The following is a 21390-nucleotide window of genomic DNA, read 5'->3' on the forward strand; positions in this document are numbered from 1 at the left end:
CCCTGCGTCGATGTCGCCGGTTGCTCCGGCGAGCCTGCGTTCCTCGGATGCCGTGCGTTCAGTCGCCCAAGCCGGCCGCGAGCAGCTCCACGAAGCCGATGTCCTCGTTCGCCACGCCGAAAACCTCGGCACGCAGCAGCGTCCGCTCGGCCCAGGCCCGATGCGGCTTCACCTCGTTCATCTTGTTCGTGTACGCCGACCTCAGCACACCCCCGCCGCCGCGCTCGGGGCGCAGGATGTCCTGGGCGTCCGAGAACTCCTCGTGGCTGACGACCGACAGGGCGTGCACGGGCAGCACGTGCGAGGGGTGGATGCAGGTCTTGCCCAGCAGTCCGTTGGCCTGGTCCAGGGTGATCTCCCTGAGCAGGCCGTCCATGGCGTGCTCAATCAGCTTCTCGCGCAGTTCCGCGGCCTGCACCTCCAGGAAGGGGCTCTGCCGCAGCAGCGGCTTGAACATGCGCTCCTGGACCCGGAAGTACTCCCACACCGGCCCGGTCACGGTGAAGCCGGTCCCGTCGGCGCGGCCCAGCATGTTCACCACGTCGGCGATCACGGAGGCGACGACCTGCACGTCGTAGGCCGTCATGTCGGGGCCCCTGCGCAGCCCGTACGAGGAGCAGAAGTCCGTCACACCGAGGCGCAGGGCGAGTACGCGGTCGCGGTACTTTCCGACCGCCCGGGAGATGCCCTCCAGCGTCGGCACGCGCGACTCGCGGTAGAGCAGCTCCGGCGACTCCAGCACCGGCATGGCGAAGAGGCGGCGGCCGCCTTCGGCCTCGGCGGTCGCCAGCGCCTCCAGGAAGGGGATGCCGCGTTCCTCGGTGAACTTCGGCAGGACGAATCCGGACAGCAGCCGGACGGCGGGTCCGAGGCGTCGGACCAGGTCGGGGATCTGCTCGGGGACGCGGACCCGGATGAAGAGCAGCGGCAGATCCGCGCCCGGGCGGCCGGCGAGGGCCGTGAGCTGGCGGACGAGGTTCTCCTCGCCCGGGCCGACGTCCGCGTCGTCGATCGAGTCCTCCAGGCACAGGACCATGGAGACCACGCCGCGACCGGCCTGCTTGAGGACGTCGTCGGCGAGGCGTTCGCGGGTGGCCGGGCTGTAGAGCGTGGCGCCGAGGGTGGCCGAGAGCAGCCAGGCCGGCGAATCCGCGGTGAACGTGCACGGCTCGCGGTGGAAGAGACGCTTCCGCACCTCAGGGGCGATGTGCCCGAAATGACGCATGGAACTCCCCCGTGGTGGTTGTGCGACCTGCGAATCGTCGAAAGCTGGCCGGTAATAGTACGTAGATGTCCATGGCAGAGGTTCCCATCAGGCATGAATTTCAGGTAACGCGGGCAAGCACAGCCTGCCCGGCCATGACGACGGTAGTCCGCGAGGGCCGTCGGCGCCGCTCGTGGCACCGCGGGCCCCCGCGTTGTCGTGAGCAGGACCGAGAAGGCAGGATGACCGCATGACGCACGCGATGCTGAAGGGGTCGAACGTCCCGCTGGAAGCCACCACGGTACGCGCCGTGCTGCGCTGGACATCCGGGCAGGGGGTTCCGGACGTCGACGCCTCCGCGCTGCTCCTCGGCCCCGACGGTCGTGTGCGCTCCGACGAGGACTTCGTCTTCTACAACCAGCCCCGGCACCCTTCCGGGAAGGTGTGGCGGCTCGGCAAGAAGCGGGTCACCGAGGGCCTGACCGACACGATCCAGACAGATCTCTCCGGTGTCGAGTCGGGAGTCAGCCGGATTCTGCTGGTCGCTTCGGCGGACGGCGTCACGTTCGACCGCGTACGGGACCTGCGCATCCTGCTGTACGACGCGGCGGGCACCGGTGCGGAAGCTCTGGCGTACTTCGACGTCAAACCGGAGACAGGCGAGGAGACCGCGCTGATCTGCGGCGAGCTGTACCGGCGCGGTGAGGGCTGGAAGTTCCGGGCGCTGGGCGAGGGCTATTCGAACGGCCTTCAGGGACTCGCGACCGACTACGGCATCTCGGTGGACGAGTCGGAGGCGCTGGAGGAGACGGGCGGACAACCGGTTACGGTCGGCGCGACCCAGCCGACGGCCACCGGCCCCGCACAGCCCACGACGGCCACGACGGCCACGACGGCCCAGCCCACGACCTCCTCCCGGCCCTCCCCGGAGGTGTCCCGTCCGCTGCCGCCGGAGCAGCCGACCGCGGTGCCCTCACAGCCCGCGTACGGCTATCCGTCCCAGCAGCCCCCTGTGACCCAGCCGGCGTACGGCTACCCGCATCCCACGAGCCAGCCCGCGTACGGCTACCCCCAGGCACCGGCGACGGCGGGCGTCACGGGGGCGCAGTCCGGCTACGGCTACCCGCAGCCGGTCGCAGCCGCGGCCCCCGACCCGGACTTCCGTCTGCCCCCGCAGGGCCCGCAGTTCATCGGCCGCTAGGCGGAACCAGGGCCGGCGCCCGCAGGGGCCCGGCCCTCGGCCCCGCCCTCACGCCGGCCCTCAGCCCGGCCCTCAGCGCTGGACCTTCGTCTTGTAGCCCCGGCCCCACTGGAGCCCCCACCCGTACAACCGGTCCAGTTCGGCCTGGAACCCGTACACGAACTTCGCCTCGCGGCGCACGATGATCTCGTCCTTGATCTTTTCGATCATGACGACGGCGCAGGAGCGGGCCTGCGGCTGGCGTTCGTCGAGGTGGATCTCGATGCGGGGGCCGTTGCTCGGGTAGAGGGTGACGATGGCGTGGGCGCGGTCGAACGCGGGTGTCGAGTCGTAGATGTAGACGAAGACCAGGAGCCGCTTGATGCTGTCGCGGTGGTCGAGGTTGATGTACATCGTCTCGCCGGACCCGGAACCGAAGCGGTCGTCGCCGCTGAGCTTGACGTACGGCGGGGCGTTGACGTCGCCGTAGTAGCCGCCGAGGGGCTGGACGACGCCTTTGCTGCCGTCCTGGAGTTCGTACAGACAGCCCAGGTCGAGGTCGACGTTGACCACGCTCTGGCTGTGGCCGATGACCTCCGGCGGTTTGAGGGCCCTGAAGGGGTGCCGCAGCAGACTCTCGCGCTGCGGGCCGCCGATGTCGGAGGTGCGCATCCGCCAGCTCAGATTGACGCGGAGATGGCCGGTGGCCGCGTCCTGTTTGGTGAGTGATATCTGTGCGCGCCGCTTGGTCAGCTCGATCGCGTTGGTTGCCGCGTGACCCGAGTCGAACTGCACATCGCGCCCACGCCGGAGTCCGTCGAACAGGCCCATTCCGCCCCCACGTTCACTTGGTGACCGCGGGTCCTCGCCGTACCCGCGGCCCTTGACGACCGACGGGGCGGCCGCCGAGGAGTTGCCTCGGTGGCCGCCCCGCACAGAGCGTTCCTCACCCGGAGGGGTGTCACACCCCGGACGACACCTCAGTCTTGTCGTCCGAGCCCGCCGCTTTTCCCTCTGCCGCCGCCAGGGCGCGGTTGCGGCGGACGGAGGACCAGAAGGACCAGGCGATCAGGATGACACCGACCGAGCCGGTGATGAACTCGTTGATCTCGTACCTGATGGTGACGAGCAGGATCATGGCGAGCGCGCCGATCGCGTAGTGCGCGCCGTGCTCCAGGTAGACGTAGTCGTCGAGGGTGCCCTCGCGGACCAGGTAGACCGTGAGCGACCGGACGTACATGGCGCCGATGCCGAGGCCGAGGGCCATCAGGACGATGTCGTTGGTGATGGCGAAGGCGCCGATCACGCCGTCGAAGGAGAAGGACGCGTCCAGGACCTCCAGGTAGAGGAACATGAAGAACGCGGCCTTGCCGGCCACGACGACCGCGGAGCGCGGCTTGCCGGCGCGTACGGCCTCATCCTCCTGCTCGTGCTCGCGTTCCTCCTCCTCTTCGAGCTTGTCCTCGAAGTAGCCGGAGAGACCGCCCACGATCATGTACGTGATGAGGCCCGCGATACCGGAGAGAAGGACCGTCTCCGCCTTGTCGACGTGCGTGCCGCCGTGCTGGTGGGCGTGGGTCGCGAAGGTCATCGCGGAGATCAGCAGGACGATCAGGGCGATGCAGACCGACAGCATGTCGACCTTGCCGAGCTTGGCCAGGGGCCGCTCCAGCCAGCCCAGCCACTTGATGTCCCGGTCCTCGAAGATGAAGTCCAGGAAGATCATCAGCAGGAACATGCCACCGAACGCGGCGATCGACGGGTGAGCGTCGGTGACGAGCTCCTGGTAACGGTCCTTGTCGGTGAGCGCGAGGTCGACGGCCTCGATCGGCCCGAGCTGGGCGCTGAGGGCGACGATCACGACGGGGAAGACCAGCCGCATGCCGAACACGGCGATCAGGATGCCGATCGTGAGGAAGATTTTCTGCCAGAAGGCACTCATCTTCTTCAGGATTCCGGCGTTGACCACCGCGTTGTCGAAGGACAGCGAGATCTCGAGGACGGACAGGATCGCTACGAGCCCGAAGGCGGCCCACCCTCCGTAGAGGACCGCTGCGACCAGGCCGAGCGCGGTGACCGCGAACGACCACCCGAAGGTTTTCAGAAGCACTGGCTACCCAATCGTGTGTGTACGGGTCTCTCCCGTGCCGTACCCGGCTTTACGAACTTTTGAAGCCGAAGTCTAGTCGGCCCCCCTTCGCACCCCACGGGGCCCCGACTTTTGCTCATATCGCGTTACGAGACGTTGACTCCGAAGTCCAGAGCGATGCCCCGCAGCCCCGACGCGTACCCCTGCCCGACGGCCCTGAACTTCCATTCGCCCTGGTGGCGATAGACCTCGCCGAAGATCATCGCGGTCTCCGTGGAGGCGTCCTCGCTGAGGTCGTAGCGGGCGAGTTCCTGGCCGTCCGCCTGGTTCACGACGCGAATGAAGGCGTTGCTGACCTGGCCGAAGGTCTGCCCGCGCTCGTCGGCCATGTGGATGGAGACGGGAAACACGATCTTGTCGCACTGGGGCGGCACCTTGGAGAGGTCGATCAGGAGCGACTCGTCGTCGCCGTCGCCCTCGCCGGTGAGGTTGTCACCGGTGTGCTCCACGGAACCGTCCGGGCTCTTGAGCTGGTTGTAGAACACGAACCACTCGTCCCCGAGCACGCGCCCGCCGCTGCACATCAGGGCGCTGGCGTCGAGGTCGAACGGGGCTCCGGTGGTGGAGCGCGCGTCCCAGCCGAGCCCGATCATCACCTGAGTGAGGTTCGGTGCGGCCTTGGACAGGGAGACATTGCCTCCCTTGGCGAGCGTGACGCCCATGATTCCCTCCCCGGGTGTGTTTCTCAGGTGGGTCCTGCACGTCCGGCGCCGCACGTAAACCGTGCGGCGCCGGACAGAGGGACCTTCGAGTAACTCAGACGTTCACGCCGAAGTCCTGCGCGATGCCACGCAGGCCCGAGGCGTAGCCCTGGCCGATGGCGCGGAACTTCCACTCCGCGCCGTGCCGGTAGAGCTCACCGAAGACCATGGCGGTCTCGGTGGAGGCGTCCTCGCTGAGGTCGTAACGGGCGATCTCGGCGCCGCCGGCCTGGTTCACGACGCGGATGAACGCGTTGCGCACCTGGCCGAAGGACTGCTGGCGGGTCTCGGCGTCGTAGATCGAGACCGGGAAGACGATCTTCTCCACGTCGGCCGGGACCGTGGCCAGGTTGACCTTGATCTGCTCGTCGTCGCCCTCGCCCTCACCGGTGAGGTTGTCACCGGTGTGCTCGACGGAGCCGTCCGGGGTCTTGAGGTTGTTGAAGAAGATGAAGTGCTGGTCGTTGGCGACCTTGCCGGAGCTGTTCAGCAGCAGCGCGCTGGCGTCCAGGTCGAAGTCCGTGCCGGTCGTGGTGCGGACGTCCCACCCCAGACCGATGATGACCGCGGTCAGGCCCGGCGCCTCCTTGGTCAGCGATACGTTGCCGCCCTTGCTGAGGCTGACTCCCACGAGTCCTCCATTGATGTCCAGGGGCGGGATGCCCCATTGTGCTCGGATGTCGGATCAACGAGTCGATCCTAGTGACGGGTTCCCGCCCCTCGCAGGCCCTGAAGCCGACAAATCAGCGGGTGTCGAGCGCAGGACCCCCGACCGGCGTCACAGGGTGTCGAGCGCCTTCACGTAGTCGTTCAGGTCGCGCGCGTCCGGCAGGCCGTTGACGACGGTCCAGCGCACGACGCCCTCCTTGTCGATGACGAAGGTGCCGCGCACGGCGCAGCCCTTGTCCTCGTCGAAGACGCCGTAGGCGCGCGAGACGTTGCCGTGCGGCCAGAAGTCCGACAGCAGCGGGTACTCCAGGCCCTCCTGCTCGGCGAAGACGCGCAGCGTGTGGATGGAGTCGCTGGAGACGGCGAGCAGCTGGGTGTCGCGGTCGGAGAACTGCGGCAGGTTGTCCCGCAGCTCGCACAGCTCACCAGTGCACACGCCGGTGAAGGCGAAGGGGTAGAAGAGCAGCACCACGTTCTTCCGACCGCGGAAGTCGGACAGCTTCACGCTCGCGCCGTGGTTGTCCTTGAGCTCGAAGTCGGGGGCCTTCTCGCCGACCTGGATCGCCATCGTTGTGGGTGTCCCTTCGTGAGGCTTCTCGAACGGAACACCCACCCTACGCAGGGACCGGCACAGACCGGCGGGCGGGCCGACGATGCCGGCCCGCCCCTTCCGTACGACCGACGCGTGGACGCGTCGTACGGCTAACGCTTCGACTTGGCGGCTTTGGGCGTCGCCAGCCGGCTGCCGCTCCAGTCCTTGCCGACGCTGACGCTCTTCGACGCCGTCAGGCCCGCCGTGGTGGCGGCTTCCGAGATGTCGCTCGGCTCGACGTAGCCCGAACGGCCCGTCTTCGGCGTGAGGAGCAGGATCGCGCCGCCCTCTTCGATGTACGTGGTGGCATCGACCAGCGCATCCGTCAGGTCGCCGTCGTCGTCACGGAACCACAGCACAACGGCGTCGGCCACGTCGTCGTAGTCCTCGTCCACCAGGTCGCCCTCGACGATGCCCTCAATGGCCTCGCGGAGTTCCTGGTCCACGTCGTCGTCGTAGCCGATCTCCTGGACCACCTGCCCGGGCTGGAACCCCAGCCTGGCGGCAGGGTTCGTCCGCTCCTCCGCGTGGTCCGCGGTCGCGCTCACGGGGTGCCTCCTGATCATGTCTTGGGATTGGGGGTGCCCCCTGCTCCTTTGAGCTTGGGGGAATCTCAGCCACGCGCGTGCGCGAAGCATTGGCCGTAGTCCACACGGGCGGGACGGATCGCGCAAGTACCCGGCCGTTCAGACCGCCGAAACGGTGACGATCCTGGCGGTGTCGCCGCAACCCCAGGCACACCATCATGGACCAAGGTGACGCACACCACACCTTTCTGCCCTGTTTGGGCGTTTGGGAATCGTCTGTGGGTACGAGACTCGAAGGTATTCGCCCCATACGTCACAGAGCCGGTCCCACACCCGGGTTACCACTGGGTAGAGATGACGTTTACGGCCCCGAGGTGGACCATGGGGAGCGGCGCGGCCAGAGCGACAACGACCGGCGACCCCAGCGAAACAGCGGCCCTCGCAGGCCCTCTGACAGGTAAGGAACAGCGTGGCTTCCGCATCCGATCGCAACCCGATCATCATTGGCGGCCTTCCGAGTCAGGTTCCTGACTTCGATCCCGAAGAGACGCAGGAGTGGCTCGATTCCCTCGACGCCGCCGTCGACGAGCGCGGCCGCGAGCGCGCCCGCTACCTGATGCTGCGGCTGATCGAGCGGGCCCGCGAGAAGCGCGTGGCCGTGCCGGAGATGCGCAGCACGGACTACGTCAACACCATCCCCACCAAGAGTGAGCCGTTCTTCCCGGGCAACGAGGAGATCGAGCGCAAGATCCTCAACGCGACCCGCTGGAACGCGGCCGTGATGGTCTCGCGCGCCCAGCGCCCCGGCATCGGCGTCGGCGGCCACATCGCCACGTTCGCGTCCTCCGCCTCCCTCTACGACGTCGGCTTCAACCACTTCTTCCGCGGCAAGGACGAGGGCGACGGCGGCGACCAGGTCTTCTTCCAGGGGCACGCCTCGCCGGGCATCTACGCCCGGGCCTTCCTGCTGGACCGGCTCAGCGAGCAGCACCTGGACGGCTTCCGCCAGGAGAAGTCGAAGGCGCCGTACGGCCTGTCGTCGTACCCGCACCCGCGCCTGATGCCGGACTTCTGGGAGTTCCCGACGGTGTCGATGGGCCTCGGCCCGATCGGCGCGATCTACCAGGCGCGGATGAACCGCTACATGCACGCGCGCGGGATCGCCGACACCTCGAAGTCGCACGTGTGGGCGTTCCTCGGCGACGGCGAGATGGACGAGCCGGAGTCGCTGGGCCAGCTGTCCATCGCCGCCCGCGAGGGCCTGGACAACCTCACGTTCGTGGTCAACTGCAACCTCCAGCGCCTCGACGGCCCGGTGCGCGGCAACGGCAAGATCATCCAGGAGCTGGAGTCGATCTTCCGCGGAGCCGGCTGGAACGTGATCAAGCTGGTCTGGGACCGCACCTGGGACCCGCTGCTCGCCCAGGACCGCGACGGCGTGCTGGTCAACAAGATGAACACCACGCCGGACGGGCAGTTCCAGACGTACGCCACGGAGACCGGCGCGTACATCCGCGATCACTTCTTCGGTGACGACCACCGCCTCCGCGCGATGGTCGAGGGCATGACCGACGACCAGATCCTGCACCTGGGCCGCGGCGGTCACGACCACCGGAAGATCTTCGCGGCGTACAAGGCGGCCGTGGAGCACAAGGGCCAGCCGACGGTGATCCTCGCCAAGACGATCAAGGGCTGGACGCTGGGCCCGAACTTCGAGGGCCGCAACGCCACGCACCAGATGAAGAAGCTGACGGTCGACGACCTCAAGCGCTTCCGCGACCGCCTGCACCTGCCGATCTCGGACAAGGAGCTGGAGTCCGGCGTCCCGCCGTACTACCACCCGGGCCCGGAGTCGGAGGAGCTCCAGTACATGCACGACCGCCGCCGGTCGCTCGGCGGCTACGTCCCCACGCGCGTCGTACGGTCCAAGCCGCTGCCGCTGCCCGAGGACAAGACGTACGCGACCGTGAAGAAGGGCTCGGGCCAGCAGTCCATCGCGACGACGATGGCGTTCGTCCGTCTCCTGAAGGACCTCATGCGGGACAAGGAGATCGGCAAGCGGTTCGTGCTGATCGCGCCGGACGAGTACCGCACGTTCGGCATGGACTCGTTCTTCCCGAGCGCGAAGATCTACAACCCGCTCGGCCAGCAGTACGAGTCGGTCGACCGTGACCTGCTGCTCGCCTACAAGGAGGCGCCGAACGGCCAGATGCTGCACGACGGCATCTCGGAGGCGGGCTGCACGGCGTCCCTCATCGCCGCCGGCTCGGCCTACGCGACCCACGGCGAGCCGCTGATCCCGGTCTACGTCTTCTACTCGATGTTCGGCTTCCAGCGCACCGGCGACCAGTTCTGGCAGATGGCCGACCAGCTGGCGCGCGGCTTCGTCCTGGGCGCGACCGCCGGCCGCACGACCCTGACCGGTGAGGGCCTCCAGCACGCCGACGGCCACTCGCAACTGCTGGCCTCCACGAACCCCGGCTGCGTGGCGTACGACCCGGCGTTCGGCTTCGAGATCGCGCACATCGTGAAGGACGGCCTGCGCCGGATGTACGGCGGCTCCGAGGAGCACCCGCACGGCGAGGACGTCTTCTACTACCTGACCGTCTACAACGAGCCGATCCAGCACCCGGCCGAGCCCGAGAACGTGGACGTCGAGGGCATCCTCAAGGGCGTCTACCGCTTCAGCGAGGGCACGGCCGGCTCGATCCCGGCGCAGATCATGGCGTCGGGCGTCGCGGTGCCGTGGGCGGTCGAGGCGCAGAAGATCCTCGCCGAGGAGTGGAACGTCAAGGCCGACGTCTGGTCGGCGACTTCCTGGAACGAGCTGCGGCGCGAGGCCGTGGCCTGCGAGGAGCACAACCTGCTGCACCCCGAGGAGGAGCAGCGGGTGCCCTACGTGACGCGGAAGCTGGCGGGCGCGGAGGGCCCGGTCGTGGCCGTGTCCGACTGGATGCGATCGGTTCCGGACCAGATCGCGCGCTGGGTGCCGCAGACGTACCAGTCGCTCGGCGCGGACGGCTTCGGCTTCGCCGACACACGGGGTGCGGCCCGCCGCTTCTTCCACATCGACGCGCAGTCGATCGTGGTGGGGGTGCTGACCGAGCTGGCCCGTGAGGGCAAGGTCGACCGGTCGGTGCTCAAGCAGGCCATCGACCGGTACCAGCTGCTCGACGTGTCGGCGGCCGACCCGGGGGTCGCGGGCGGCGACGCGTAGCACCCGGGCACCCGGGATCCGGTTCTCCGTACGGGGCGGCGGCACCTCGCGTGCCGCCGCCCCGCTTTTCCTACGATGCTCCTATGCCTCAACCGACCGCCCGTGCCCGCTGGGAGCGGCGCGCCCAGGGCCCCCTGCTGGCGCTGGCCGTGCTTTTCGCGGTCGCCTACGCCTTCCCGATCGTGGACCCGGACGCTCCCGAGGCCGTTCTGACCGCCTGTCACATCGTGAACTGGGGCGTATGGGGTGCCTTCGCCCTCGACTATCTCGTCCGTCTCGGGCTGAGCGAGGACCGGCTGCGCTTCGTGCGCAGCAACCCGCTGGCGCTGCTCGCGGTCGTACTGCCGCTGCTACAGCCGTTGCGACTGCTCAAGCTGGTCTCGCTGCTGCTCCTTGCCGGGCAGCGGGCGCGGCTGGCATCGCAGGTCAGGGTCACGACGTACGTCGCGGGCTCCTGCCTGGGGCTGCTCATATTCGGTGCGCTGGCCGTGCTGGAGGTGGAGCGGGGCCAGCCGGACGCGTCCATCAAGACGCTGGGGGATGCCGTCTGGTGGGCGTTCACCACGATGACCACCGTGGGATACGGCGACATGGCGCCGACGACCGGTCTGGGCCGGGTGCTCGCCGTCGGGCTGATGCTGTCGGGGATCGCGTTGCTGGGTGTGGTGACGGCGAACATCGCGGCGTGGTTCATCGCGCGGTTCGACAAGGACGATGTGGAGGAGCGGCGGCAGACGGAGGCGATACGGGAGCTGACGGAGGAGGTTCGGGCGTTGCGGGGGGAGGTGGCGGCGTTGAAGGGGACGTCCGTCGAGTAGTGCTCGGCGTTGGCGCCCGGGGCGGGTGGGCGCGCAGCCCGGCGGAGCGGGGTGCCGCTGCGCCCGCCCTCCCCCAAGCTCTCGCCTTCGCTCGAGCAGGGGCCCCGTCGCCCTTTGGCGGCGCGACTGCCCGCGGCGGAGGCGGCTCGCGCCCGTCCGCTGCTGAGACGGAGCACAAAGGTGGGCCCCCGGCCTGTGGCCAGGGGCCCTTCCCTCACTTCCCCGGGTCAGAACAGCATGCCGTTGCCCGGAGTTGTCGCTCCGGCCAGCCAGATGATGGCCAGGAGCGTGTCGATGGCGCCCAGTACGAGGGCGACGACGGCCGTGGCCGGGCGGGAACCCGACCAGGTGCGGCCCATGGCGAGCCAGCCGCAGACGATCGCCACGGGGCCGAGGATGATCCCCAGCACGAAGAATCCGGCAACCGCGCAGATGACACCGATGATTCCGAGCGTCGCGCGATCCGGCCCGGTCCGTGACCACGTCCGGCCACGTGAGCGGGGGTGCCTGCGCGTACCGTGTCCGAAGCTCGCCATCATCAACTCCCGTAAACCCTCGGTCGGTTGGGGTTCTTGTTCGGGTACGACATGGCGAGTACCCCCAAAACGGGCCTCAATCACGCTGCTTGCGCGCTGCCCCCCTCCAGCAGCGCGCCGCAGCGTCCGTCCTCCATGCCCTGCGGAGGACTTGACCCACTGTGACCTGCGAGGCCCGCCGGAGGGGAGGGGTCGGCGGTCTTGTTCACCCTGATAGGCGAACACCCGGGAGAGAACCGTCAGATGTGCGCCGCGCCCGCGCCGGCGTCCGCGTTCTCACCGCGCTTGGTGAGGAAGGCCACCAGCACCGCCACCACGGCGACGCCCGCCGCGACGAGGGACGCCGCGCTCATGCCGGAGATGAACGTGTCGTGAGCGACGCCCGTGATCTTCGCGGCGATCGCGTCCGGCGTGCCCGGCGCCACCGGCGGGACACCGACCTGGACGGCCTCGGACGCCTGGTGCTCCTGCTCCGGCGTCAGCGGCGGAAGCCCCGCCTTCGTCCAGTTGCCCGCGAGGTCGCTGTCGACCTTGGAGGCCATCACGGCGCCCAGCACGGCCGTGCCGAGGCTGCCGCCGATCTGCATGGCGGCCTGCTGCAGACCGCCCGCCACGCCCGACAGCTCCATCGGGGCGTTGCCGACGATGACCTCGGTCGCGCCGACCATGACCGGCGCGAGGCCGAGGCCGAGCAGGGCGAACCAGACCGACATGATGCCGCTGCCGGTGTCCGTCTCCAGCGTCGACATCCCGTACATGGCGATCGCGGTGAGCGCCATGCCGCCCGCGAGCGGGATCCGCGGGCCGACCTTGGTGATCATCGCGCCGGCGAGCGGCGAGCCGACGATCATCATGCCGGTGAGCGGAAGCAGGTGCAGACCGGCGTCGATCGGGCTCATGCCGTGCACGTTCTGGAGGTAGAACGTCACGAAGAACAGCCCGCCCATGAAGGCGATGGCCATCAGGATCATCAGCACGACACCCGCGGACAGCGGGACGGACCGGAACAGCGCCAGCGGGATCAGCGGCTCCTTGACCTTCGTCTCCCAGAAGGCGAACAGCGCGAAGCCCACGACCGACGCGATGATGAACGCCCAGGTCCTGCCGTCGCCCCAGCCCCACTCCGGAGCCTTGATCAGGGCCCAGACGAGGCAGAACATCGCGGCGGAGAGCAGGGCGATGCCCAGGAGGTCGAAGGAGCGCGGGGCGTTCTCGGCACGGTGGTCGAGCAGGATCCAGACGCCGAGGACGACGGCGAGGACACCGACCGGCACGTTGATGAAGAACACCGACTGCCAGTTGACGTGCTCGACGAGCACGCCGCCGAGGATCGGGCCGCCCGCGGTGGAGGCGCCGATGACCATGCCCCAGATGCCGATCGCCATGTTGAGCTTCTCGGCCGGGAAGGTGGCGCGCAGCAGGCCGAGCGCGGCCGGCATCAGCAGCGCGCCGAAGAGGCCCTGCAGGACGCGGAAGATGACGACGAACGCGATGCTGTCGGACAGCCCGATGGCACCCGAGGCGGCGGCGAAGCCGACGACGCCGATGAGGAAGGTCTGCCGGTGACCGAAGCGGTCGCCGAGCTTGCCCGCGGTGATCAGGGAGACCGCGAGGGCGAGGAAGTATCCGTTGGTGATCCACTGGACCTCGGCGAAGGTGGCGCCGAGGTCCTTCTGTATGGCGGGGTTGGCTATCGCCACGATGGTGCCGTCGAGGGCCACCATCATGACCCCCACAGCGACGGTGATGAGGGTGAGCCAGGGGTGCCCCCGCAGCCCCTTGCCCGGCGTCGCGCCCGACGGCGTCGCCGGTGCCTTGCCCCCCGACCCCGTCGTGTCGATGGTGGTCTGACTAGTCATGCGTCGAGGCTAATGACAGCCACTGACAATTGACAAACCAATTCACAAGTCGGTAACTGACACATCGCTCCCCTATAGCCTGAACTGGGCAAACACGTCAGAGAGAGGAACCTCTTGAACCTGCGCGAACGCAAGAAACAGCGCACCCGGGACGCGCTGCTGCGAGCCGCCCTGGAACTGTTCGCCACGCGCGGGTACGAGGAGACGACCGTCGACGACATCGCCGCCGCCGTCGACGTCTCGCAGCGCACCTTCTTCCGCTACTTCGCCGGCAAGGAGGAGACGGCGTTCTACGTGACGCGGCTCGCGGAGACGCAGGTCGTCGAGGCCGTACGGGCCCGCCCGCCGGGCGAGGCCCCGCTGGAGGCGCTGCGCCGGGCCCTGCTGGAGAGCTGGGACGCGATCAACGAGACGATCGAGGAGATCGTGCCGGTCGACCTCCATATGCGCGTCTACCGGGTGATCGAGTCGACGCCCGCACTGCTCGCCGCCCATCTACGGCGGGCGACGGAACTGGAGGAGGAGCTCGCGCGCATCATCGCCGAGCGCGAGGGGCTCGACGTGGACGCGGATCCGCGGCCCAGGATCGTCGTGGCCCTCTTCGGCGGGGTGATTCGCGTCACCGAGCGGCTGTGGTCCGCGGGGGACGACCTCAGCCTCGAAGGGATGCGCCAACTGACCGCCACCTACCTCGATCAGGTGGGCCCGGCCCTGGCCGGGAACTGGCGTACGGGACAGTCCCCTTAGCGCATACACCGAAACGTGATCCCGGTCACTTGGTTAACGCGAGACCCCTTCGTTCTCCTAGTGTGTCCTTTCAGTGACTTCCTTCGACACCACTCCGCAACTGAACGTCTGGCGCGCACTGCTCGCTCTGGCCGTCGTGTTCGTGATGCTGGCGACCAGCGGTTGGACGGCCCTGCGCAACCAGCGGGGGGACACGCCGCTGCAGGCCTCGCTCTCCGCCTGGGAGCACGGCCGGATCGACGGCCACCGGCTGCCCGACCCGCAGTCGCAGCCGACGAAGCTGGCCCGTTTCTTCGCGTCGCTCACCGAGCGGGACCGCGCGAGCCTGGTCCGTAAGTACCCGCTCGCGGTCGGCAACATGAACGGCGCCCCGGTCGAACTGCGCTACCGCGCCAATCGCATCGCGCTCGGCCAGGCACGCGAGGTCGAGCGGGACCGCATGCACGACAGCCGCCTCACCCGGACCGGGAAGCACGAGGCCGGCCGCCGGATGCACCGCTTCGCCGACCTCATGGAGAAGGACCGCCACATCCTCGCCTTCGACCCCGACGGCTCGGGGCGGGTGGCGGAGGTCTTCGGCGACCTGCGGGAGGCGGACCGGGTCTCGGTCGTCGTGCCCGGCGTGGACACCGACCTGCTCACCTTCCAGCGCACCCACCGCAAGTACGCGGCGCCCGTCGGCATGGCCGAGTCCCTGTACGCGGCCGAGCGGGCGACGAGCCCCTCGACCCGTACGGCCGTGATCGCCTGGGCCGACTACACGGCGCCCAGCGGACTCGGCATCGACTCGGCCACGGCCATGCGCGCCGGGGAGGGGGCCCTACGGCTGAACGCACTGGTGCGGGCACTGCCGGGCAGCTCGCCGGTCGCGCTGTTCTGCCACAGCTACGGCTCCGTGGTGTGCGGGGTCGCCGCGCACTCGCTGCCGGACCGGGTGTCCGACATCGCGGTGGCCGGCAGCCCCGGCATGCGCGCCGAGAAGGCCGCCCAGCTGCACACCACCGCCCGGGTGTGGGCGATGCGGGACGCCGACGACTGGATCCAGGACGTGCCGTACCTGGAGCTCGGCGGGCTGGGCCACGGGGCCGACCCGGTGTCCGCCGGGTTCGGTGCGCGGGTGCTGTCGGCGCAGGGTGCGAAGGGTCACGCCGGCTACTTCGAGCCGGGCACGGCAAGTCTGATGAATTTCGCAGAGATCGGCGTTGGCGCATACCGCTCGGTGCACTGCGCGCACGAAGACGGCGTCTGCCGGACCGGTTTGTCCGGCACGGCGGCGGCCTGACGCGCGTAGAGGCGAAGAAACTGCGGTCTGCTCGGGAGGGGGACGGAGGAGCGCGTGCCGCATACGATGAGCCGCATGGGTGACGTACTGGCCGGATTTCATGCCGCCTGGGAGTTCGAGTCCGACTCCGTGCTCATCCGTTACGAACGGGGGATTCGAACACCCAAGCTCTTCCAGGCACTGGGGGAACGTCGTGTGCCCCTGGAGGCGATCGCCGGGGTGACACTGACGCGTGGGAAGCGCGGCACGGTGGTGCTGCGCGTCGAGCCGCGGCCCGGTGCCGACCCGTTGATGGAGGCGGCCGCCGGGCAGCTCAAGGACAGCGGCGATCCCTACCGGCTGGTGCTGCCCGCCGAGCGGGAGGTCCTCGCGGAGTACTACGCCGACGAGCTGCGGGCGTTGCTGACGGAGTCCGGGCCGGCGGAGCGGTTCCTCGTGGAGCCGCCGAAGGGGCCGTTGTCCTTCAAGGCGTACGACGGGAAGGCCTCGTTCGACGGGCGGACCGTGAACTTCCGGTGGTTCTGGACGGGGGCGTCGTCGGCGAAGTGGAAGGCCGGGGACCAGAGCTTCTCCGTCGGGGAGCTGAACGGGGTGGAGTGGCGGTCGCCGGAGGTCTTCGAGGGGCATCTGCGGTTGTTGCGGCGCGATGCCGGGGAGTCCGCGGCGCAGGCCGATCAGGACCCGGCCGCGGTGGTGTTCGGGCTGGGGTACGGGCCTGTGCACGAGTCGCTGCCGTTCGCCGCGGCGGTGTTGGCGGCGGTACGGGTGTCCAGTCCGGTGGCGGCCGTGTCCGCGGCGGGGCCGCGGCGTGATCCTGCGGATATCGCCGAGCGGATCCGGCATCTCGGGGAGTTGCATCAGGCCGGTTTGGTGACTGATGAGGAGTTTTCGCTCAAAAAGGCCGAATTGTTGGCGGAGCTGTAGCGTCTGCCGGGTTCGGTGCGGTGGCGGGCGCGGGTTGCACGTGGTTGTTCGCGCAGTTCCCCGCGCCCCTAGGGCATCCCCCTACTCCCTGCCTGCTGACGTGAAGGTCATGTCCGCGTAGCGGTTGCCCGCCACCTGGGCCGCTATGCCGTCCAGCAGGTCCAGTTGCTCGTCCGTCAGGACGATCCTGGTCGCCGCCGTGTTCTCCTCCACCCTCGACGGCTTGCGGGTGCCGGGGATCGGGATGACCGGGAGGTCGCGGACCGTCGCCTGCTGCTGGACCCAGGCCAGAGCGATCTGGCCGAGGGAGGCGTCGTGGGCCTTGGCCACCGAGCGGATGAGTTCCAGCAGGGTCGCGTTGGCCGTGGCGTTCTCGCCCGTGAAACGGGGCTGCTGGCGGCGGAAATCGTCGGACGACAGCTCCTCCGCCCTGGCGAAGGAGCCGGTGAGAAAGCCTCGGCCGAGAGGCGAGTACGGGACGAGGGCCACGCCCAGCTCGCGGGCCGCCGGGACGACGTGCGTCTCGATGTCACGGCTGAACAGCGACCACTCCGACTGCACGGCGGCGATGGGATGCACGGCGTGCGCCGCGCGGAGTTCGTCGGCCGTGACCTCGCTCAGGCCCAGGTGCTTGACCTTGCCCTCGCGGACCAGGTCGGCCATGGTGCCGACGCTCTCCTCGATCGGCACGTTCACATCGCGCCGGTGCATGTAGTAGAGGTCGATGACATCGACGTCGAGGCGCTTCAGGCTCGCCTCGACGGCCTGGCGGATGTAGGGCGGGTCGTTGCGGATGACGCGTCGCGTCGGGTCGTCCGGGGGGATCGACAGGGCGAACTTCGTCGCGATGACGACCTCGTCGCGATGTGCCTTGAAGAACGGCGACAGGAACCGCTCGTTCTCGCCGGCGCCGTACGCGTCGGCCGTGTCGTAGAAGGTGACGCCCAGTTCGAGCGCCCGTTCGAGGGTGGCGCGGGACGCGTCCGCGTCCACGGGGCCGTAGGCGAAGCTCATGCCCATGCAGCCGAGACCCTGGACACCCACCTCGGGGCCGTGGTCGCCGAGCTTCGCCGTCGTGATCCTGCCGTCCGTCATCGGGACCTCTCCGACGCCAGGGCACGCCCGGCGTCCGCGTAGAAACTGATCTTCCGGTCGAGCACGGCGAGCGTGCCCCGGAGTTCGTCGATCCTGGCCAGCACGTCCTCGCGGGTCGTCTGCAGCAACTCGAAGCGCTCGCCGTAGGTGTGGTCACCCTCACGCACGAGTTCCGCGTACCGCACCATGTCGGCGACCGGCATGCCCGTCAGGCGGAGCTTGCCCACGAGGTCGAGCCAGTCGAGGTCGCGGTTGGTGTAGCGGCGCTGGCCGGTGTGGGACCGGTCGATGTGCGGCATCAGGCCGATGCGCTCGTACCAGCGCAGGGTGTGCGCCGTCAGGCCGGTCAGGGCGACGACCTCGCTGATCGTGTACCTGTCCTGGCCGTCCGGGCGCCGGTTCTGCTGCGGCGGGCCGGCGCAGGTGTCGGCACTGGCCCCCATGGTCTCCATCACCGTCATGACCCCAACGCTAGGACCTTGGAGTGCACTCCAAGCAAGCGCCGACGGTAAGAAATCGGCAGGACACTTCTTCACCGGGCTGGTTAGCGTAGGGCGTCATGAGTGTCGTACGCCGCGCCCTGCCCGAGGACGCCGAGGAAGTCCTGCGCCTGCGCCAGATCATGATCGACTCGTTGTTCGGTGACCCCGCCACCGCCTGGCACGGGGAGTCGCTTCCCACATTGAAGGCCAGACTGGCCGAAGCGGACGGGAAGTTCGCGGCGTTCGTGGTGGACCACCCTGAGCGGCCGGGGACGCTGGCGTCGCTGGTGGCCGGGACGATCGACTACCGCATCGGGAAGTCGGGCGACCCGCAGGGCATGGTGGGCTTCGTCTTCAGTGTCGCCACCGACCCGTCCGCCCGGCGCCGAGGGTACGCACGCGCGTGCACGACCACGCTGCTGGAGTGGTTCCGCGAGCGCGGCGCCCGGCGCGTGCAGCTCACCGCCTCGCCGGAGGCCGAGCCGCTGTACGTCTCCCTCGGTTTCCGGCCCAAGCCCGACCCCTTGCTGGAGCTGGCGCTCTGAGCGCATAGGCTCGAAGGCATGTCGCTGAAGAGCCTCGCGTTGATCGAGAACTGGCCGGTTCCCACCGCCGCGGCGGGTGTCGTACGGGCGGACGGCACCGTCCTCGGCCTCCACGGACCGGCCGGACAGCGGTTCCCGCTCGCGTCGGTGACCAAGCCGCTCGCCGCCTACGCGGTGCTCGTCGCGTACGAGGAGGGGGCCATCGAGCTCGACGAGCCGGCCGGTCCGGCCGGGTCCACGGTCCGGCACCTGCTCGCGCACACCTCGGGCCTCGCCTTCGACGAGCACAAGGTCACGGCCCCGCCCGGGGAACGGCGGCTGTACTCGAACGCCGGCTTCGAGCAGCTGGGCGACCACGTCGCGAAGGCGACCGACATCCCGTTCGGGGAGTACCTGCGGCAGGCCGTGCTGGAGCCGCTGGGGATGGCCTCGACGACCCTCGACGGCTCTCCGGCCAAGGACGGTGTGTCCTCGGTCGAGGACCTGCTGCGGTTCGCGGCCGAGCTGCAGGCCCCGCGCCTGCTGGACCCCCGTACGGTCGCCGAGGCGATGACCGTGCACTACCCGGGCACGAAGGGCGTCCTGCCGGGGTACGGCCACCAGAACCCCAACGACTGGGGGCTGGGCTTCGAGATCCGCGACTCCAAGTCACCGCACTGGACCGGGTCTTCGTCCTCGCCGCGTACGTTCGGGCACTTCGGGCAGTCCGGGACGTTCCTGTGGATCGACCCCGACGCGCGGGCCGCGTGCGTCGCGCTGACGGACCGGGCGTTCGGGCCGTGGGCGATCGAGGCGTGGCCGGTGTTCACGGACGCGGTGCTGGCCGACCTCTAGGGGGTGTCCGCAAAGTCCCGTGCGGTGCCTCCCGGCTCAGGACATCTCCCAGACCAGCAGCTCCGCCTCCGTCACGCCCTCGGCTTCCAGGCCCTTGGCGCCCGTGATCCGGGCCGCGTCACCGGCGCCCAGCGTCTCGCCGTCCAGGCGTACGTCACCGCGTACGACGTGCACGTACGCGTACGCCGCGTCCGGTACCGCCGTCCGCTCCCGCGCCCCCAGGCGCCGTACGTGCAGCATCGCGCCGGCCTCCGGGACGGCGTAGGGCGTCGAGTCGGCGATGCCGTGGACGACCTCGTAGTACGGGTCGTCGCCGGGCCGGAGCGGGGCCAGCCACATCTGGACGAAGGTGAGAGGGCCGGGGCCGTCGTTGCGCTCCACGTGGCGCACGCCGCCCGCCGAGCTGAGCCGCTGCACGTCTCCGTGGCGCACCACCGACTCGTGCCCGGTGGAGTCCCGGTGCGTCAGCTCGCCCTCGACCACCCACGTCACGATCTCGGTGTGGCTGTGCGGATGCTCGTCGAAGCCGGCGCCGGGCGCCAAGTGCTCCTCGTTACAGGCGATCACGGCGCCGAAACGGAGGTTGTCCGGATCGTAGTGGGGGCCGAAGGAGAAGGCGTGCCGGCTCTCGATTCCGGCCGCCGGGTCGCCACCGTGGTAGCGCTGATCAGCGCGCCGAATGTCCATCACGGAGTCCACCGTAGACCCGGCGACGCGCCTTCCCGTCCGGATAAGGCAGTCTTGTCCCGTGCCCGAACCCGAAACCAGCAAGAACGAAGCCGCAGCCCACGTCCACCCGCATGCCGCGACGCTGAAGCGGCTGGAGAAGTCGTCCGGCTCGCTCGCCGCGCAGGCCATCGCGCGGATGGACGAGACGCTGCCCTGGTACCGGGCCATGCCCCCGGAGAACCGTTCCTGGATCGGTCTGGTCGCGCAGGCGGGCATCGCCGCGTTCACCGAGTGGTTCCGGCGTCCCGACGCCCCGCAGGCCATCTCCACCGACGTGTTCGGCACCGCGCCGCGCGAGCTGACCCGGGCCATCACACTGCGGCAGACCGTGGAGATGGTGCGCACCACCATCGAGGTCATGGAGTCCGCGATCGACGAGGTCGCGGCCCCGGGCGACGAGAGGGTGCTGCGCGAGGCGCTGCTCGTGTACGCCCGGGAGATCGCCTTCGCCACCGCCCAGGTGTACGCACAGGCCGCCGAGGCACGCGGCGCCTGGGACGCCCGCCTCGAGTCCCTGGTCGTGAACGCCGTGCTCAGCGGCGAGGCCGACGAGGGTGCCGTGTCGCGGGCCGCCGCCCTCGGGTGGAACTCGCCCGAGCACGTGTGCGTGGTGCTCGGCACCGCGCCCGACGGCGACAGCGAGCTGACCGTCGAGGCCATACGGCGCGCGGCCCGGCACGCCAAGCTCCAGGTGCTGACCGGGGTTCTCGGGGACCGGCTGGTCGTCATCGCGGGCGGCAGCGACAATCCGCTGGCCGTCGCCAAGTCGCTCATCGGCCCGTTCGCGGCCGGGCCGGTCGTGGCGGGCCCGGTGGTGCCGGACCTGCTGGCGGCGACCCGGTCCGCGCAGGCCGCGGCGGCGGGCCTCAAGGCGTGTTCCGCCTGGCAGGACGCCCCGCGCCCGGTGCTGGCGGACGACCTGCTTCCGGAGCGGGCGATGGCCGGCGACCCCTCGGCCCGTGAGCAGCTGGTGGAGGAGATCTACAGACCGCTCGAGGAGGCCGGTGCCGCGCTCCTGGAGACGCTCAGCGTCTATCTCGAACAGGCGAGCAGCCTCGAAGGCGCCGCCCGGATGCTGTTCGTTCACCCCAACACCGTCCGCTACCGGCTTCGACGTGTGACTGACGTCACCGGTTGGTCACCCTCCGATGTACGCTCTGCGTTCACACTGCGGATCGCGCTGATCCTGGGGCGTCTGGTCGATGGAGATCTCCAGCCCTAAGGTTTTGTCGGGGCTCGACAAAACCCCCTCGTGTTCTTCGTCCCTGTCCTCACGGGCGGCCGTGCCCGTCCCCAAGAG

21 protein-coding genes are annotated in these 21390 nt (G+C 69.4%); 9 read left to right on the forward strand and 12 right to left on the reverse strand.

The genetic code is table 11. The features are described from left to right. Nucleotides 1-58 precede the first annotated feature (58 nt). Complete coding sequence (locus tag HDA41_RS12075; RefSeq protein WP_184983312.1) at nt 59-1225, reverse strand: HpcH/HpaI aldolase/citrate lyase family protein; 1167 nt, start codon at nt 1223-1225, stop codon at nt 59-61. Between the two features lie 229 nt (nt 1226-1454). Between HDA41_RS12075 and HDA41_RS12080 the strand changes: the two genes are divergently transcribed. Further along, entirely contained in the window at nt 1455-2405 is a 951-nt protein-coding gene (locus HDA41_RS12080; protein ID WP_184983314.1) for a TerD family protein, read from the forward strand. A gap of 72 nt (nt 2406-2477) precedes the next feature. On the opposite strand, the gene HDA41_RS12085 is transcribed toward HDA41_RS12080, so the two are convergent. The 6 genes from HDA41_RS12085 to HDA41_RS12110 form a co-directional block, all read right to left on the reverse strand. Continuing rightward, on the reverse strand, nt 2478-3215 hold the full coding sequence (locus tag HDA41_RS12085) for a TerD family protein (protein ID WP_184983316.1): 738 nt from the start codon (nt 3213-3215) through the stop codon (nt 2478-2480). 130 nt (nt 3216-3345) lie between these two features. After that, nucleotides 3346-4494: a DUF475 domain-containing protein gene (locus HDA41_RS12090; protein WP_184983318.1), complete on the reverse strand. Its 1149-nt coding sequence runs from the start codon at nt 4492-4494 to the stop codon at nt 3346-3348. A gap of 125 nt (nt 4495-4619) precedes the next feature. Next, nucleotides 4620-5195, reverse strand: a complete 576-nt coding sequence (locus tag HDA41_RS12095; RefSeq protein ID WP_184983320.1) for a TerD family protein — start codon at nt 5193-5195, stop codon at nt 4620-4622. A gap of 94 nt (nt 5196-5289) precedes the next feature. Next, nucleotides 5290-5865 carry a calcium homeostasis/redox stress adaptation protein gene (locus HDA41_RS12100; RefSeq protein WP_184983322.1) on the reverse strand — a complete coding sequence of 192 codons (576 nt, stop codon included), beginning with the start codon at nt 5863-5865 and terminating at the stop codon, nt 5290-5292. A gap of 147 nt (nt 5866-6012) precedes the next feature. Further along, entirely contained in the window at nt 6013-6471 is a 459-nt protein-coding gene (locus HDA41_RS12105; protein WP_184983324.1) for a peroxiredoxin, read from the reverse strand. A 134-nt stretch (nt 6472-6605) separates the two neighbouring features. Next, complete coding sequence (locus tag HDA41_RS12110; RefSeq protein WP_010048512.1) at nt 6606-7043, reverse strand: DUF3052 domain-containing protein; 438 nt, start codon at nt 7041-7043, stop codon at nt 6606-6608. 448 nt (nt 7044-7491) lie between these two features. Here HDA41_RS12110 and aceE point away from each other — a divergent pair, with 448 nt between their 5' ends. Further along, nucleotides 7492-10239 carry a pyruvate dehydrogenase (acetyl-transferring), homodimeric type gene (gene aceE / locus HDA41_RS12115; protein WP_184983326.1) on the forward strand — a complete coding sequence of 916 codons (2748 nt, stop codon included), beginning with the start codon at nt 7492-7494 and terminating at the stop codon, nt 10237-10239. Between the two features lie 83 nt (nt 10240-10322). After that, nucleotides 10323-11057 (forward strand): potassium channel family protein, encoded by a 735-nt coding sequence (locus HDA41_RS12120; protein ID WP_184983328.1) that lies wholly within the window; start codon nt 10323-10325, stop codon nt 11055-11057. A 227-nt stretch (nt 11058-11284) separates the two neighbouring features. Here the strand turns inward: HDA41_RS12120 and HDA41_RS12125 are convergent, their stop codons facing one another. Both HDA41_RS12125 and HDA41_RS12130 read right to left on the reverse strand, forming a co-directional pair. Next, nucleotides 11285-11596 carry a hypothetical protein gene (locus HDA41_RS12125; RefSeq protein ID WP_059415361.1) on the reverse strand — a complete coding sequence of 104 codons (312 nt, stop codon included), beginning with the start codon at nt 11594-11596 and terminating at the stop codon, nt 11285-11287. Between the two features lie 236 nt (nt 11597-11832). Beyond that, nucleotides 11833-13452 (reverse strand): MFS transporter, encoded by a 1620-nt coding sequence (locus HDA41_RS12130; protein WP_184983330.1) that lies wholly within the window; start codon nt 13450-13452, stop codon nt 11833-11835. A gap of 114 nt (nt 13453-13566) precedes the next feature. Between HDA41_RS12130 and HDA41_RS12135 the strand changes: the two genes are divergently transcribed. The 3 genes from HDA41_RS12135 (at nt 13567) to HDA41_RS12145 (ending at nt 16405) form a co-directional block, all read left to right on the forward strand. Next, on the forward strand, nt 13567-14199 hold the full coding sequence (locus HDA41_RS12135; protein WP_184983332.1) for a TetR family transcriptional regulator: 633 nt from the start codon (nt 13567-13569) through the stop codon (nt 14197-14199). Nucleotides 14200-14272: 73 nt separating this feature from the next. Continuing rightward, entirely contained in the window at nt 14273-15481 is a 1209-nt protein-coding gene (locus tag HDA41_RS12140; RefSeq protein ID WP_184983335.1) for an alpha/beta hydrolase, read from the forward strand. Between the two features lie 66 nt (nt 15482-15547). Beyond that, a complete protein-coding gene (locus tag HDA41_RS12145; protein WP_184993338.1) occupies nt 15548-16405 on the forward strand; it encodes a DUF4429 domain-containing protein in 858 nt (285 codons plus the stop codon). Nucleotides 16406-16486: 81 nt separating this feature from the next. On the opposite strand, the gene HDA41_RS12150 is transcribed toward HDA41_RS12145, so the two are convergent. Then, on the reverse strand, nt 16487-17500 hold the full coding sequence (locus tag HDA41_RS12150) for an aldo/keto reductase (protein WP_184983337.1): 1014 nt from the start codon (nt 17498-17500) through the stop codon (nt 16487-16489). Next, complete coding sequence (locus HDA41_RS12155) at nt 17497-17961, reverse strand: MerR family transcriptional regulator (protein ID WP_184983339.1); 465 nt, start codon at nt 17959-17961, stop codon at nt 17497-17499. Before HDA41_RS12155 ends, HDA41_RS12150 begins: the two co-directional genes overlap by 4 nt. A gap of 98 nt (nt 17962-18059) precedes the next feature. Between HDA41_RS12155 and HDA41_RS12160 the strand changes: the two genes are divergently transcribed. Next, on the forward strand, nt 18060-18527 hold the full coding sequence (locus HDA41_RS12160; RefSeq protein WP_184983341.1) for a GNAT family N-acetyltransferase: 468 nt from the start codon (nt 18060-18062) through the stop codon (nt 18525-18527). An 18-nt stretch (nt 18528-18545) separates the two neighbouring features. Then, on the forward strand, nt 18546-19361 hold the full coding sequence (locus tag HDA41_RS12165) for a serine hydrolase domain-containing protein (protein ID WP_184983343.1): 816 nt from the start codon (nt 18546-18548) through the stop codon (nt 19359-19361). A 36-nt stretch (nt 19362-19397) separates the two neighbouring features. Here the strand turns inward: HDA41_RS12165 and HDA41_RS12170 are convergent, their stop codons facing one another. Next, nucleotides 19398-20048 carry a pirin family protein gene (locus HDA41_RS12170; protein WP_184993340.1) on the reverse strand — a complete coding sequence of 217 codons (651 nt, stop codon included), beginning with the start codon at nt 20046-20048 and terminating at the stop codon, nt 19398-19400. A 61-nt stretch (nt 20049-20109) separates the two neighbouring features. Here HDA41_RS12170 and fasR point away from each other — a divergent pair, with 61 nt between their 5' ends. After that, a complete protein-coding gene (gene fasR, locus HDA41_RS12175; protein WP_184983345.1) occupies nt 20110-21312 on the forward strand; it encodes a fatty acid biosynthesis transcriptional regulator FasR in 1203 nt (400 codons plus the stop codon). Nucleotides 21313-21390 lie beyond the last annotated feature (78 nt).

Origin of the sequence: Streptomyces caelestis (assembly GCF_014205255.1) — a bacterium.
In the GTDB taxonomy this organism is placed as follows: Bacteria; Actinomycetota; Actinomycetes; order Streptomycetales; family Streptomycetaceae; genus Streptomyces; species Streptomyces caelestis.

Coding starts and splice junctions, on each gene's coding strand:
- HDA41_RS12105 (WP_184983324.1), bottom strand. CDS start 6,471: ATGGCGATCCAGGTCGGCGAGAAGGCCCCCGACTTCGAGCTCAAGGAC.
- HDA41_RS12160 (WP_184983341.1), top strand. CDS start 18,060: ATGAGTGTCGTACGCCGCGCCCTGCCCGAGGACGCCGAGGAAGTCCTG.
- HDA41_RS12095 (WP_184983320.1), bottom strand. CDS start 5,195: ATGGGCGTCACGCTCGCCAAGGGAGGCAATGTCTCCCTGTCCAAGGCC.
- HDA41_RS12170 (WP_184993340.1), bottom strand. CDS start 20,048: ATGGACATTCGGCGCGCTGATCAGCGCTACCACGGTGGCGACCCGGCG.
- HDA41_RS12085 (WP_184983316.1), bottom strand. CDS start 3,215: ATGGGCCTGTTCGACGGACTCCGGCGTGGGCGCGATGTGCAGTTCGAC.
- HDA41_RS12130 (WP_184983330.1), bottom strand. CDS start 13,452: ATGACTAGTCAGACCACCATCGACACGACGGGGTCGGGGGGCAAGGCA.
- HDA41_RS12120 (WP_184983328.1), top strand. CDS start 10,323: ATGCCTCAACCGACCGCCCGTGCCCGCTGGGAGCGGCGCGCCCAGGGC.
- HDA41_RS12150 (WP_184983337.1), bottom strand. CDS start 17,500: ATGACGGACGGCAGGATCACGACGGCGAAGCTCGGCGACCACGGCCCC.
- HDA41_RS12075 (WP_184983312.1), bottom strand. CDS start 1,225: ATGCGTCATTTCGGGCACATCGCCCCTGAGGTGCGGAAGCGTCTCTTC.
- HDA41_RS12155 (WP_184983339.1), bottom strand. CDS start 17,961: ATGACGGTGATGGAGACCATGGGGGCCAGTGCCGACACCTGCGCCGGC.
- HDA41_RS12125 (WP_059415361.1), bottom strand. CDS start 11,596: ATGATGGCGAGCTTCGGACACGGTACGCGCAGGCACCCCCGCTCACGT.
- HDA41_RS12145 (WP_184993338.1), top strand. CDS start 15,548: ATGAGCCGCATGGGTGACGTACTGGCCGGATTTCATGCCGCCTGGGAG.
- HDA41_RS12165 (WP_184983343.1), top strand. CDS start 18,546: ATGTCGCTGAAGAGCCTCGCGTTGATCGAGAACTGGCCGGTTCCCACC.
- HDA41_RS12080 (WP_184983314.1), top strand. CDS start 1,455: ATGACGCACGCGATGCTGAAGGGGTCGAACGTCCCGCTGGAAGCCACC.